Source organism: Blastococcus atacamensis (genome assembly GCF_002938425.1).
GTDB lineage: Bacteria > Actinomycetota > Actinomycetes > Mycobacteriales > Geodermatophilaceae > Blastococcus > Blastococcus atacamensis.
Genome location: NZ_POQU01000020.1, coordinates 18,220 through 31,635 on the forward strand (window position 1 = coordinate 18,220; position 13,416 = coordinate 31,635).

At 74.2% G+C, this 13,416-nt stretch carries 14 protein-coding genes and 1 pseudogene; 9 read left to right on the top strand and 6 right to left on the bottom strand.

The genetic code is table 11. The annotated features are described in order from the left end of the window. The first annotated feature begins 19 nt into the window (after positions 1-19). Both C5508_RS07360 and C5508_RS07365 read left to right on the top strand, forming a co-directional pair. Complete coding sequence (locus tag C5508_RS07360; protein ID WP_232796983.1) at positions 20-1,231, top strand: sensor domain-containing phosphodiesterase; 1,212 nt, start codon at positions 20-22, stop codon at positions 1,229-1,231. A gap of 54 nt (positions 1,232-1,285) precedes the next feature. Further along, complete coding sequence (locus C5508_RS07365; RefSeq protein WP_104524294.1) at positions 1,286-2,215, top strand: oxidoreductase; 930 nt, start codon at positions 1,286-1,288, stop codon at positions 2,213-2,215. Between the two features lie 69 nt (positions 2,216-2,284). Here C5508_RS07365 and C5508_RS07370 read toward each other — a convergent pair whose 3' ends face one another. Together C5508_RS07370 and C5508_RS07375 are read right to left on the bottom strand one after the other, a co-directional pair. After that, positions 2,285-2,842 carry a hypothetical protein gene (locus tag C5508_RS07370; protein WP_232796984.1) on the bottom strand — a complete coding sequence of 186 codons (558 nt, stop codon included), beginning with the start codon at positions 2,840-2,842 and terminating at the stop codon, positions 2,285-2,287. Positions 2,843-2,888: 46 nt separating this feature from the next. Then, on the bottom strand, positions 2,889-4,022 hold the full coding sequence (locus C5508_RS07375; protein WP_104524295.1) for a serine hydrolase domain-containing protein: 1,134 nt from the start codon (positions 4,020-4,022) through the stop codon (positions 2,889-2,891). Positions 4,023-4,178: 156 nt separating this feature from the next. On the opposite strand from C5508_RS07375, the gene C5508_RS07380 reads away from it, so the two are divergent. From C5508_RS07380 to C5508_RS20260, 3 genes and pseudogenes are all read left to right on the top strand, one after another. Beyond that, positions 4,179-4,820, top strand: a complete 642-nt coding sequence (locus tag C5508_RS07380) for an NAD(P)-dependent oxidoreductase (protein ID WP_104524296.1) — start codon at positions 4,179-4,181, stop codon at positions 4,818-4,820. A 528-nt stretch (positions 4,821-5,348) separates the two neighbouring features. Beyond that, positions 5,349-5,759: pseudogene (locus C5508_RS20255) on the top strand (GAF domain-containing protein); the annotation flags it as partial. 160 nt (positions 5,760-5,919) lie between these two features. After that, positions 5,920-6,606: an EAL domain-containing protein gene (locus C5508_RS20260; protein ID WP_232796987.1), complete on the top strand. Its 687-nt coding sequence runs from the start codon at positions 5,920-5,922 to the stop codon at positions 6,604-6,606. Positions 6,607-6,613: 7 nt separating this feature from the next. Here the strand turns inward: C5508_RS20260 and C5508_RS07390 are convergent, their stop codons facing one another. The 3 genes from C5508_RS07390 to C5508_RS07400 all read right to left on the bottom strand — a co-directional run bounded on the left by C5508_RS07390 (position 6,614) and on the right by C5508_RS07400 (position 10,727). Further along, positions 6,614-7,522 (bottom strand): GGDEF domain-containing protein, encoded by a 909-nt coding sequence (locus C5508_RS07390; protein ID WP_104524297.1) that lies wholly within the window; start codon positions 7,520-7,522, stop codon positions 6,614-6,616. Positions 7,523-7,681: 159 nt separating this feature from the next. After that, complete coding sequence (locus C5508_RS07395; protein WP_104524298.1) at positions 7,682-8,764, bottom strand: alkene reductase; 1,083 nt, start codon at positions 8,762-8,764, stop codon at positions 7,682-7,684. Positions 8,765-8,885: 121 nt separating this feature from the next. Next, on the bottom strand, positions 8,886-10,727 hold the full coding sequence (locus C5508_RS07400; protein ID WP_269801771.1) for an ABC transporter ATP-binding protein: 1,842 nt from the start codon (positions 10,725-10,727) through the stop codon (positions 8,886-8,888). Positions 10,728-10,794: 67 nt separating this feature from the next. On the opposite strand from C5508_RS07400, the gene C5508_RS07405 reads away from it, so the two are divergent. Genes C5508_RS07405 through C5508_RS20475 form a run of 4 tightly spaced genes read left to right on the top strand, consistent with a single transcriptional unit; the run spans position 10,795 to position 12,885 of the window. Continuing rightward, a complete protein-coding gene (locus C5508_RS07405; protein WP_198597945.1) occupies positions 10,795-11,211 on the top strand; it encodes a MarR family winged helix-turn-helix transcriptional regulator in 417 nt (138 codons plus the stop codon). 32 nt (positions 11,212-11,243) lie between these two features. After that, positions 11,244-12,341, top strand: coding sequence for a DNA glycosylase AlkZ-like family protein (locus C5508_RS07410; protein ID WP_104524320.1), 1,098 nt, complete (start codon positions 11,244-11,246; stop codon positions 12,339-12,341). 45 nt (positions 12,342-12,386) lie between these two features. Next, on the top strand, positions 12,387-12,749 hold the full coding sequence (locus C5508_RS07415; protein WP_104524299.1) for a hypothetical protein: 363 nt from the start codon (positions 12,387-12,389) through the stop codon (positions 12,747-12,749). 10 nt (positions 12,750-12,759) lie between these two features. Beyond that, a complete protein-coding gene (locus C5508_RS20475) occupies positions 12,760-12,885 on the top strand; it encodes a hypothetical protein (RefSeq protein ID WP_269801772.1) in 126 nt (41 codons plus the stop codon). A 4-nt stretch (positions 12,886-12,889) separates the two neighbouring features. On the opposite strand, the gene C5508_RS07420 is transcribed toward C5508_RS20475, so the two are convergent. Beyond that, entirely contained in the window at positions 12,890-13,393 is a 504-nt protein-coding gene (locus tag C5508_RS07420) for a DnaJ family domain-containing protein (protein ID WP_104524300.1), read from the bottom strand. Between the last annotated feature and the right edge of the window lie 23 nt (positions 13,394-13,416).

The window sequence follows — 13,416 nt, forward strand, 5'->3', positions numbered from 1 at the left end:
GGTCCACGGGGGAGGGCGCGTGCACGAGTACGGCTCGGAGGCGGAGCGGCAGATCGCTGCGCTCCTCCAGACTGCCCGCCGCAAGCTCGGCCTCAGCGTCGCCTTCCTCAGCCGGATCGACGAGACCAGCCGCACGTTGCAGGTGGTGGACTCCGCCCTGCCGGGCATTCAGGCCGGCTACACCGGCCCGCGGGACAGCGGGTTCTGCCTGGCCGTGGTCGAGGGCCGCCTCCCCCACGTCATGCCCGACGCCCGCGACCACCCCGAGGCCGTGCGCCTGCACCCCGCCGACCTGCCACAGATCCGCGCACACGTCAGCGTGCCGGTGGTGCTCAGCAACGGCGAGGTCTACGGCACCTTCTGCGCCTTCGGGCTGACCACCGACCCCGAGGTCGCCGCCCGCGACGTACTGCTCGTGGAGATCCTCGCGGAGGCCGCGGCCCTCGTGGTCGAACCGCAGTTCCGCCTCGACCAGCAGCACGCCGCCATCAGCGACCGGCTGGCACCGGTGCTGGCCGCCGGCGGTCCGGCCGTCGTCCTGCAGCCCATCGTCAGCCTGTGCACCGGTGGCCGCATCGGCGCCGAGGCGCTCAGCCGGTTCCCGGCCGGGTGGGACCGCGCTCCCGACGTCGTCTTCGACGAGGCGCACCGGATCGGCCAGGGCGACCGGCTCGAGCTGCTGGCGCTGTCCCGGGCGGCCGCCCTGCTGGACCGGGTCTCCGGCTACGTCTCGATGAACGTCTCGCCGCAGACCCTGCAGACGCCGGAGTGCGGTGAGCTGCTGGCGGCCCTCCCCCTGGAGCGGGTGCTGCTGGAGCTCTCCGAGCACGACCCGGTGCACGATTACGTCGCGCTCGCCGGCGTCCTGGCCCCGCTGCGCGAGCGGGGCATGCGGCTGGCCATCGACGACGTCGGTGCCGGCTTCTCGTCGCTGCGGCACATCGTCATGGCGGCCCCGGACGTGATCAAGCTCGACCGCAGCATCATCAGCGGCGTCGACTCCGATCCGGTCCTCGCCAAGCTGGCCCAGTCCCTGGTCGAGTTCGCGCACAGCTTCGGCGCCTGCGTCATCGCCGAAGGCGTCGAGACCCCGGATGAGTACGCGCTGCTCCGCAGCCTCGGGGTCGACGGCGGTCAGGGCTGGTTGTTCGGACCGCCTGCCCCCGCGACCGCGCTGGTCGACCTGGGCGTCGTCCTCGCCACTCCCCCGCACGCCTCGCTGCCTGCCTGAGCCGGTGGCCGACCCGCCCGGCGGGACGACGGCGCGCACACCAGACTCGATCCCATGGCCTGGACCCCGGACGACATCCCCGACCTGACCGGCCGCGTCGCCGTCGTGACCGGCGGCAACGGTGGGCTGGGGCTGGTCTGCGTGCACGAGCTGGCCAGGGCGGGCGCGCACGTCGTCATGGCCGCCCGCGACCAGGACAAGGCGCGGGTCGCCGAGGAGCAGGTCCGGGCCCGCAACCCGCAGGCGTCCACCGGGATCACCGCCCTCGATCTCGGCTCGCTGGCCTCGGTTGCGTCGGCGGCGGCGGCGATCCAGCAGGCACACCCGCGCGTCGACCTGCTGATCAACAACGCCGGCGTGATGGCGATGCCCAGGCGGACGACCGAGGACGGGTTCGAGATGCAGTTCGGCATCGACCACCTGGGCCACTTCGCCCTCACCGCACAGCTGCTGCCCGCGCTGCTGCGCACGCCGGCGGCCCGCGTCGTCACCGTCACCAGCACCGCCCGCTTCGGCGGCGGCCCGGTGGACCCGGCCGATCCGCACCTCACCCGCGGCTACGGTCCCTGGCGCGCCTACGCCCGCGCCAAGTGGGCCAACTACCACTTCGGGCTGGGCCTGCAGCGGCAGTTCGAGCGGGCCGGGCTGCGCGCGCAGAGCAACATCGCCCACCCGGGGCTGTCGAACACCGACCTGCAGTCGCGCACCGTCCGCGAGGGGGGCGCGGGCTGGCTGGGCGCCGGCTCCGAGGTGCTGGCCAAGCGCAGCGGCATGCCCGCGGCCCTCGGCGCCCGCCCGCAGCTGCGCGCCGCCACCGACCCGTCATCGCGGGGTGGGGAGCTCTACGCGCCCCGGTTCGCCTCCAACGGCGCCGCCGTCCGCCGTCCGGTCCTGCGCCGGTGGGACCTCGAGCGGCGGATCGCGGAGCTGTGGGCGCTCTCGGAGCGCGAGACCGGCGTCGTCCTGGACGTCGCCCGCACCTGACCCGGCCACTGCGCCAGGAATGACCTCATCCGGCGCCCGGAGGGGTGCTCCTGGGCGCAACGGCCCGGGTCAGAGGCGGCCGGTCGCCTTGAGCTCGACCGCGGTCAGGACCTCCCAGCGGATCGCGGTGCTGCCGGGGCGGACCAGCCGCCAGTAGCGGTCGAACCGCCGCCGGGTCTCCGCGTCGGTCGACATCACCCGGGTCTCCGAGCTCAGCTCCGTGCCGCCCCGCTGCGGGGTGAGCCGGAAGTCCATCGCCGCCTTGACCCAGCCGCGCTGCGTGAACCGGCGGAACGCCGCGGCGTCCAGCTCCGGCCCGCTGTCGCCGCCGGAGAGCTTCCACGCCTCCAGCGCCCCGCCGAACACCACCGCCGTCGGCTCCTCGGAGGCCAGCGGGGGCACCGGCAGCGCGTCGAGGAATGGCCGGTCGTGCAGCTCCCTGGCCCCGCGGCCCGAGAGCACCACCGGAAGGAAGCGCGCGGCCGACAGGGCCAGGGTCACCGGCAGCTCCGAGAGCCGCACGGCGTGCAGCGCCGCCCACACCGCGTCCGGCGGGGCGGCGATCCACCGCGCCTGCCGGGTGACGTGCTCCGGCCGCGGCAGCACGGCGTCCAGGTCGGTGATCACGGGACAGGCCTACCGCACGCCGTCGATCTCCGCCGACCGGCCGCGATCACCCCAGGGCGTCGTAGACGGCCCGCACGTAGGCCTCGCTCCGCGACGACCCGATCAGCCCGTCGCCCATCCTGTTCATCATGTAGGTGATCGTCAGCCGCCGGTCCAGGTCCATGACGGCGAGCGAGCCACCCCAGCCGCCCCAGAAGAAGGTGCGTCCGGCCGGCACGTACGGCACCGTCGGTGACCCCAGGCAGAAGCCCATGCCCCAGCGGAACGGCGCACCCAGCACCAGGTCCACGCCGTCGGACTGCTGCTCGAAGATCTTCTCCACCGTCGAGGGCGACAGCAGCCGGACCCCGCCGGCCTCACCACCGAGGGAGAGCGTCCGCAGCACCTTCATCACGCCGCGCGCGTTCGAGTGCCCGTTCAGCGCCCCGAGGTCCGCCGCCCGCCACTCCGGCGAGTTGGCCGCCTTGGCCGACGCCTTGGGCCCGGTGAAGGTCTTCACGCTCACCGACTCGGGGTCCAGCGTCCGCGGGTCGACGTCGGGCGGGGGCGGCGGCACCACGGGCGCGATCCGGGACACCTCCGACTCCCGGGCACCGATCTGGAAGTCAGCGCCCAGCGGACCGGCGATGGAGTCGGCCACGAATCGCTTGAACGTCGTGTTGGTGATGCGCCGGATGACCTCGCCGACCAGGTGTCCCTGGTTGTTCGCGTGGTAGCCCGACGCCGTGCCCGGCTCCCACCACGGCCGCTGCTGCGCCAGCCGCTCGGTGGCCGTGGGCCAGTCGTACATGTCGCGGATCGAAAACGGCTGCTCCCAGCCCGAGACGCCGGAGGTGTGCGCGAGCAGGTGCCGTACCTGGACGTGCTTCTTGCCCTTGACGCAGAACTCCGGCCAGTAGTCACCCACGGGCGCGGAGAGGTCCAGCTCGCCCCGCTCGACCAGCATCAGCGCGGCCAGCGCCAGCACGCACTTCGTCGTCGACCAGACGTTGACGATCGTGTGCTCCGACCACGGCTCGGTGCGTGCCTGGTCCCGGTAGCCGCCCCACAGGTCCACGACGGTCTCGCCGTCCAGGTCGACGGCGACCGATGCGCCGAGCTCCTCGCCGTGCAGCTGCTGCGCGAGCGCCTCGCGCACCCCGGCGAACCGCTCGTCGCACCGTCCGTGGACCTCCGCCATCGAGCCCTCCCCGCCGCCGACGACCCGTCGTCGCCTTCCGAGCATGAGATCACGGCCACACCGGCGCTGCCCGGACGGTGCAAGTGGTGGAATGCTCAACCACTTGCCGTGGTTTCTCCGGGCCGAGACAGGTCCACGAGTTCGGAGGAACCAGACATGGCACGGATCGGCGTGTTCGGCGGAACGGGGTACACCGGAGGCCATCTGGTCGCCGAGGCGGCGCGGCGCGGCCACGAGGTCACGTCCTACAGCCGCTCGCTGCCCGAGCAGCAGGTCGAGGGCGTCCGGTACGTCCAGGGCTCGCTGCTCGACGAGGGGAACCGGCGCGCGGCGCTCGAGGCCGCCGACGTCGTCGTGGTCGCCGTCGCCCCGCGCGGTGACATGGCCGGCTCCGTCCGCGACGGCATCAGGGCCCTCGCCGCCGACGCCGAGCAGGCCGGCGTGCGCATCGGCGTGGTCGGTGGCGCCGGGTCGCTGCACGTCGCCGAGGGTGGCCCCCGGCTCTTCGACACCCCCGACTTCCCGGCCGAGTACCGCCCGGAGAGCCTCGAGATGGCCGCCGCACTCGACGACCTGCGCGAGACCACGACGCTGGACTGGTTCTACGTCTGCCCGCCCGCCGCGTACGGCGGATTCGCGCCGGGCGAGGCGCTCGGCACCTACCGGACCGGCGACGACCTGCTGCTCACCGACGACCAGGGCAACTCGTTCATCGGCGGAGCGGACTTCGCCCTCGCGCTGGTCGACGAGATCGAGCGGCCGGCGCACCGCCGGGCGCGCTTCACCGTCGCGTACTGAGGCCGGCGCCTCGGGCAGGATGGCCCGCCACGAGGTGCCGACGGTGTTCGACCGTTGAAGCGACGCGGGCGCGAGGACGAGCCGGCGATCCCGGGGATGGTGGCCTCCGGGCGAGGACGACGGCGCGCGGAGCAGCTCGCCGGACCGGACCCGGCGGTGCGGGCGAGGATGCACCCCGCGGTGCTGGACGACGCCTGCTCTTCGACATCCCCGACGGCGGCTTCGTCGACGACGGCACCCCCTGGAGCCGACTGCCCCTGATCCCGCCCGACCGGGCCCGCGCCCTGCTCGCCGGTCCCGAGCGCTGGACCGATGAGACGGCGGACGGGGTGGTCCCGGTCCCGACCGCGCGGGGCCGCGACCTCCCGATCGACCGCTGGCCCTGAGCCGGGGCGACGACTCCGCAACGACTCCCCTTCGCCGACCGGGTGGTGCGGCTGGGCGACGCCTGGTCGTCGACCACGGCTGCTGACCGGAACGGGCGACCCGGGCGGGTGACACCGCTCCAGCACCGGCGGGGACCGGCCGATGGGAGGGAATCGTCCCGGCAGAGGGAACGCACGTGGGCAGGGATCGCTCGGCGGCCGAGCAGCGGTCGCGGATCTGCTGCACACGGCCCGCACGTCGCTGCGGCTCAGCGTCGCCTTCCTGAGCCGGCTCGACGGCACGACGCAGCACCTCGAGGTCGTCGACACCTCGGTGCCGTTCCTCTTCCAGGAGGGCTACCGGCAGCGCCAGGAGGTCACCCTCTGCCAGGCGATCCTGGACAAGAAGATCCCGCAGGTCATCCCCGACCTGAAGGACTTCCCGGAGGCCATGGAGCTTCCGGCCGCACGCTTGCCCCGCCTGCGCAGCTATGTGTCGGTTCCGGTGACCCTGAGCGACGGCTCCCTGTACGGCACCTTCTGCGCCGCCGGGCTCACCACCGACAAGAACCTCACCCAGCGCGACAAGGCCCTCATGGACGTGCTGGCCTCGGCGGCCGCCGTGATCATCGAGCCGGAGGTCCGCTCGCAGGAACGGCGACGAGATCTCCACGCGCCTGGACCCGCTGATCGCGGCGGGCGATCCCACCGTCGTCCTCCAGCCGATCGTCGCCATCGGCACCGGCCACCGCGTGGGCGCCGAGGCGCTGAGCCGTTTTCCCGGGGACTGGGGGATGCCGCCCGACGTCTGCTTCGCCGAGGCGCACAGCATCGGTTCCGGCCACCGGCTGGAGGTGCTCGCCCTGGAGCGCGCCGCGACCCTGCTGGGCCGGGTCGAGGGTTACGTCTCGATGAACGTCTCTCCCGCCACGCTGCTCACCTCCGAGTGCGGCGAGCTGCTCGGCCGGCTGCCGCTCGACCGGATCCTTCTGGAGCTCTCCGAGCACGACCCGGTCGAGGACTACGCAGCGCTGACCGCCGTGCTGGCGCCGCTGCGCGCCGCCGGGCTGCGGCTGGCCATCGACGACGTCGGCGCGGGGTTCTCCTCGCTGCGGCACATCGTCGTCACCGCCCCCGACGTCATCAAGGTCGACCGCAGCATCGTGGCCGGCCTTGACGCCGACCCCGTGCTCAGCAAGCTGGTCGCCTCCCTCGTCGAGTTCGCGCACGGCTGCGAGGTGCAGGTCGTCGCCGAGGGTGTCGAGACCGCCGCGGAGCACGCGGTGCTGCGCGACCTGGGCGTGGACCACGGACAGGGCTGGCTCTACGGCCGGCCCGGCCCGCCCGAGGCCCTCGGCACGACGGCGGTCCTGTCCGTCCCGGTCCCCCGCCGCGAGCTCGCCGTCCCCGCGAAGGTCTGACCGGTCGTCAGGACGGCCGCGGCTGCCGACGGCGCTGGTGGCTCTTGGCGCCGTACATCGCCCGGTCGGCGCGCGCGATGACCTCGTCGGCCGCGTCGCCCGGCGAACCGACGCCCAAGCCCACGCTGACGCCGACGACGAGCGGTCCCTCCGGCCCGTCGTAGGGCCGGGCCAGGTGCGCGACGACGCCCTCCGACAGGCGCCGGAGGCACTCCTCGTCGCGGTGCTGGCACAGGATCACGAACTCGTCGCCGCCGAGCCGGGCCACGAGGTGGTCGGGCCCGGCGACCTCCGACAGGCGGGCCGCGGCCTCGGCCAGCACCCGGTCACCCATGCCGTGCCCGTACTCGTCGTTGACCGACTTGAACCGGTCCAGGTCGCAGAACAGCAGGCCGACGCCGTCCCCCCCACTCCCGAGGCGCGCGTTCAGGGCGTCGAACAGCGCCCCCCGGCTGGCGACGCCGGTGAGCAGATCGGTGCGCGTCTGCTTGTGGAGCCTGGCCTCGCGGGCCCGGTCGTCGGTCACGTCCAGGCCCACGCTCGCGACCGCGAACGGGACGCCGTCCTCGTCGCGGAGCACCGTGTTGCGCATCGTCACGCGCCGCCGCTCGCCGGCACCGGTGAGCCAGTCGCCCTCCTGGGGATGGGCCCGGCCGCTCTCGACGGCCAGGCGCACCGCCTGCTCGGCGAGCGCGACGTCCTCGGGAGCCACCCAGACGTCCCAGAAGGGCCGGCCGAGCAGCGCCTCGGCACTCTGCCCCGTGAACCGCTGCAGGGCCGGGTTGGTGAGCAGGATCCGGCCGTCGGCGTCCACGATGCACAACAGTGCCTCGACCGCCTCCACGAACACGTGCGCCAGGTGCACCTGCGCGGCCTCGGCGACGGTGGGCGGGCCGGCGCCTTCCTGCGCAGACATCGGGGCGGCTCCTCGTCCTCGGGCGTTCGGTCGGATGGGGATCGGGGGGCGCGAACATACGTCGGAAACCCCCTGCTGCGGGGACAGGAGCGACCGGCGGCTCCGGACGCCGGCGGGCCGGCGGGCCGGCGGTTCACCGCCGACCCGCCGGCGCGGCGGTCACTGCTGCACGGCGCCGAGGAGGGGGTAGTCGGTGTAGCCCTCGGGCCCCGACGCGTAGAAGGTGCTCGCGTCGGGCTGGTTCTCCGGGTGTTCGCCCTGCCACCGCGCCACCAGGTCGGGGTTGGCGATGAGCGCGCGACCGACCGCCACGGCCTCGGCATGGGCGTCGTCGATCAGCCGCACCGCCTCCTCGCGGGTGGTGACCGTCCCGAAGCCGCTGTTGGCGATCAGTGGTCCGCCGAAGCGACGGCGCAGCTCCTGCACCAGATCGCCGGTTGGTTCCACGTGCAACACGCTGAGGTAGGCCAGGCCGAGGGGGCGCAGCTGGTCGACGAGCGCGCCGTAAGTCGCCAGCACGTCGGCGCGGTCGGTCTCCAGCGCGCCCTGGATGTTGTGCTCGGGGGAGATGCGCAGGCCGACCCTGCCGGCGCCGACCCGCTCGGCCACCGCCGTCACCACCTCGACCACGAAGCGGGCGCGGTTCTCAGGGCTGCCGCCGTAGACGTCCTCGCGCTGGTTGGACGCCGGCGAGAGGAACTCGTGCAGCAGGTAGCCGTTGGCGGCGTGCAGCTCCACACCGTCCAGCCCGGCAGCCACAGCACGCTCGGACGCGGCGACGAAGTCCTCGAGCGTGGTCCGGGCCTCCTCTGTCGTCAGCGCGTGCGGCACCGGGAAGGGCAGCTTGCGACCGCCACCCACATGCACCTCGCCGTCGACGGCGACCGCGCTCGGCGCGACCACGCGGGTGCCGGTCAGCTCGGGGTGGGACACCCGGCCGCCGTGCATCACCTGCATCACGATCCGCCCGCCACGCTCGTGCACGGCGTCGGCCACCCGCTTCCAGCCGACGGCCTGCTCCTCGGTCACGATGCCCGGCTGCCCGGCGAAGGCGCGGGACTCCTCGTTCGGGAAGGTCCCCTCGGTGATGATCAGGCCCGTTCCCGCCCGCTGCTCGTAGTGCTCGACGACGATGTCGCGTGGAATGCCGGCCCGACCCGAACGCATGCGGGTGAGGGGCGCCATGACGATGCGGTTGGCCAGCTGCAGGTCGCCGAGGTGCACGGGGGAGAACAGATCCATATCCGGGCAACCAGGCCGGCAGCCGGATGGATTCCGCGTTGAGGCGCCCGTCACGGCCGGAACGGCCCCGCTGCAGGGTCCCGCGCGAGCTCGCGAGCGGCGGGGGCACCGGGTTCCTTCTTCAGACGAGCTCGGCCGCCCGTTCGGCCGCCCCGACCAGCCGGGCGTAGCGCCCGCCCCGGGCGAGCAGCTCCTCGTGCGTGCCCCGCTCCACGACCTGCCCCGTGTCGAGGACGGCGATCGAGTCGGCGTCGCGGACCGTGGAGAGCCGGTGCGCGACGGTGATCGTCGTCCGGCCGCGGGCCGCCTCGTCCAGCGCCGCCTGCACCGCACGCTCGGTCTCGTTGTCCAGGGCGCTGGTCGCCTCGTCGAGCACCAGGATCCGCGGGTCGCGCAGCAGCGTGCGGGCGATGGCCAGCCGCTGCTTCTCGCCACCGGAGAACCGGTGGCCGCGGGCACCGACCACGGTGTCGTAACCCAGCGGGAGCGCGGTGATCAGGTCGTGCACCTGCGCACGCCGGGCGGCGTCGGCCATCTCGGCGTCGGTCGCCCCGGGCCTGGCGTGCTGCAGGTTCTCCCGGATCGTCCCGTGCAGCAGGTAGGTCTCCTGCGACACGACGCCGACGACGCGGGCCAGGTCGGCCAGCGTCAGGTCCCGGACGTCGACGCCGTCGATGCTCACCCGGCCCTCCGTCGGGTCGTTCAGCCGGGCGACCAGCGAGGCGAGCGTGCTCTTGCCCGAGCCGGTCTCGCCGACCAGGGCCAGCGTGCTGCCGGCGGGCACGGTGAGGTCGATTCCGGTCAGGGCCGCCCGGACGCCGTCGGGGTAGGTGAAGCCCACGCCCTCGAACCGGACCTCGCCCCGCACGGCCGCCGGGTCCATCCGGACCGGGGAGACCGGGTCGTCGATCTCGACCGCCAGGTCGAGGTACTCGAAGACCCGGCTGAACAGGGCCATGGAGGCGGTCAGCGAGACACCGATGTCCAGCAGCTGCATCAGCGGCCGGAAGAGCGCGCCCTGCAGCGTGGTGAAGGCGACCAGGGTGCCGATCGTCATCCCACCCGAGGTCGCCGGCAGGCCTGCGGCCAGGTAGATCAGCGCGGGGATGCCGGCGAAGACGATGCTCATCGTCGCCATCCGCCAGCGGCCGGCGAGCTGGGAGCGGACCTCGAGGGCGACCAGATCCTCCGACGTGCCGGCGAAGCGGTGGGACTGGGCCGGCCCGGCACCCAGGGTCTTGCCCAGCAGGACGCCGCTGACCGAGAGCCCCTCCTCGACCTGGGAGTGCAGGTCGGCCAGCGACCGCTGACGCTGCGCGGTGATCGTGCGGCGCATCCGGGCGACCCGGCGGGTGAGCACGACCGCCGGCGGCAGGACGATCAGCGAGAGCAGCGACAACCGCCAGCTCAGCGCGGCCATGGCGACGACGGTGCCGATCACCGTGGTGGCGTTCGAGGCGAAGGACGTCGCGGTCGAGGTGACCACCGACTGCATGCCGCCGATGTCGTTGCTCAGCCGGGACTGCACCTCCCCTCCCCGGGTGCGGGTGAAGAAACCCAGGGACTGGCGCTGCAGATGGGTGAAGACCGCCGTCCGCAAGCCGTGCATGACCCGCTGGCCGACGGTGGTGGACAGCCACGTCTGCACGACGCCGAAGATGGCCGTCGCCACGGTGACGGCGAGCATGCCGCCGACCGCCCGGAGCAGCAGCGGCACGTCCTGCCGGGGGATCGCCTCGTCGAGGACGAGGCGGATCAGGAAGGGAGTGGCCAGCGCGACCGTGGAGGACGCCACGATCAGGGCGACGACCACCCCGAGCTGCCACCGGTAGGGCCGGAACAGCGCGGCCACGCGGCTCCACCGCACCGGCGAGCGCTCCAGCTGGGCTGCGTCGGCCGGGTTGGTCCGGCGGCCGGACCGACCGCCACCGCCGCTCATCGCCAGGGGATCGATGCCGACCACCTCCTCGGTCCATTGCTGAGGTTACCTCACCGTGTGGTAACCACAGCTTCCCCGCTACCATTCCTGGGTGCACACCGACGGGACGACGGACCTGGGGGACCTCCTCATGCGCGTCGCCCGCGTCCAGCGTCGGCGCTTCCGCGAGCTGCTCGAGCCCTGGGACCTCTCCCCGTCCCACGCCCGCGCGCTCGCGGTCATCTGTGCCGGCGACGACGTCCGGCTCTCCGATCTCGCCGAACGGCTGCGCATCGCGCCGCGATCGGCCACCGAGGTGGCCGACGCCCTGCAGGAGCGCGGACTGATCGAGCGCATGCCCGACCCGGGCGACCGCCGGGCGGTCCTCCTGCGGGCAACCCCCGAGGGACGGCGGATCCGCGCGGAGATCTCCGCCGCCCGGACCGCGGACTCCGCCGAGCTGTACGGCCGGCTGCCCGCCGGGGACCGCGAGACGCTGGCCCGCATCCTGCGCACGCTCGCCGACTGACACCGTCCCCGGCCGGCGCTAGCGTGCCCGTCGTGCGTCCGGTCAGCCGACGTCAGGTGCTGGGGTCCCGTGTGCGCGCCCAGCAGCTGGACCGCCGGGCCGGCACCGTCGCCGACACCGCCGTCCTCGACCAGGGCGTGCAGGACACCGGCACCGACGGGGCACGGTGGGCGCTGGCCCTGCGCGGCGTGGACCCTGCGACCGTGGGCCGGGACGAGCTCGCGCTGGCCTGGACCCTGCGCGGAGCGCCGCACCTCTACCGCCGCGCCGACCTGCCCGCCGTCGCCGCCGCGACCGCCCCGTTCTCCGAGGCCGACGCCGGCAAGCGGATCTACGACGCCGCCAAGCCGCTGCGGGCCGCCGGGATATCCGTCGTCGACGCGTTGGACCGAATCGCCGACCGGATGCGCGAGATCGTCTCCGCCCCGACCGTCAAGGGCGAGGTCTCGGCCCGGCTCACCGCGGTGCTGGAGCCGCCCTACCTGCGCGACTGCGTGCCCTGCGGGGCCGTCCACCCGTGGGAGATGCCGTTCCGGCTGGCTGCGCTCCGGGCGGGTCTGGAGCTGGAGGAGGGCACCTCCCCGCCGGTGCTGCGGCCGGTCGACGGGCTCGTGCCCGCGGGTGCGGCGCCCCGCCGGTTCGACGTCGTTCACGGCTCCCTGCAGCTGCTCGGACCGGCGACGCCGCAGCACGTGGCCGGTCTCCTCGACGCCCCGGTCGCGGACGTGAAGGCGCGCTGGCCGCACGACGCGGTGGAGGTCGACGTCGAGGGGGAGCGGCGGTGGCTGCTGGCCGAGGACGCCGACCGGCTCGACGACGACGTCCCCGAGGGAGTGCGGCTGCTCGGCCCCTACGACCTGTTCCTCCAGGGGCGGGACCGGGCGCTCGTGGTGCCCGACGCGGCGCGGGCGAAGGACCTGTGGCGGACGCTCGGGCGGCCTGGTGCGGTGCTGGCCGACAGCGAGCTCGCAGGCACCTGGCGGGCGCGCAAGGCCGGCCGGCAGCTCACGGTGACCGTGCAGGCGTGGCAGCCGCTGCCTCCCGGCCTGCGCGAGCGGATCGGCGAGCAGGCCGAAAGGCTGGCCGCCTTCCGAGGACTGTCGCTGCGGGCCCTCGAGCTCGTCGACTGAGCGCGCCAGGCCCCTACCCGCGGGTCGTTCTGCCACAGTCGGCCCATGACCGGCACCAGGGACGACGAGACCGCGCGGTCGGTCCGCGTCCCGCTGGCGCGCTCCCTCCTCGTCGCGCTGCTCCTCGCCACGTTCGGCAGCTCCGGCGCGGGCTTCGGCGTCATGACCGACTGCACGAACACGTTCAGCTGCACCTCGACCGACTGCTCGCCGTGCGCCGCCGCCACCAGCTGGCTGACCGGCGGCTGGATCGCCCAGGGCGTGCTGCTGGGAGCCGGCGTCGTCCTCGCGGTCCTGGCCGCCCGGCGGGTCCGAATGCCCGTGGTGCGCCGGGCCGCGCTGGTGCTGGGGCCGCTCGCGGCGGTGGTCTTCGTCGCCACCACCACCGTGGCCACGACCAGCTTCTAGGCTTGCGCCCGTGACCGAACCCGCGCACCGCGCCGAGGAGCCGAACCTTCAGCCCGGGCAGCACGACGAGGGCGGCGAGGGAGGAATGGCCACCCGCGAGGTGGCCGCGCACGTGCGGGACGACCGGGAGGACTGAGGCCTCAGCGGCCGCGGCGGCGTCGGAACCGGGCGGCGAGCCAGGCGGCGCGCCCGGGCCGCACCTCCGTTTCCGCCGGGGCTGGGGCGGGCGGCTCGACCGGACGCGCGAGGTGCCAGCCGGCGACGAGCGCCTCGACGTCGGCGAGCCCCGGCACCGGTGACCACCGGCTCTCCTGGGGCTGCCGCCAGAACGCCTCGACCCGTGCGTTGTAGTCCTCGGCCACCGCCCGCACCTCCGCCTCGGCGGCGAGCCGGGCCACCCGCTCGGGCAGCTCGTCCCGCTCCCGGCGCAGCGCCAGACCCGGCGGCAGCATCGCGGCGGTGTCCACACCCTCGCGACGGGCCTTGGCGACCGCCCAGTCGTAGGCGTTCCCGGACAGGGCCTCGCGCGACAACGGCCGACCGGCTCCCGGCAGGTTCTCGAAATCGCCGCGCGCCTGCCCACGGGCGATCTGGTTGTCCACCCAGGTCTCGAACGAGACCCCCGGCGGCTTCCGCTCGGTCATCGCACTCCACGGTACGAGTGACC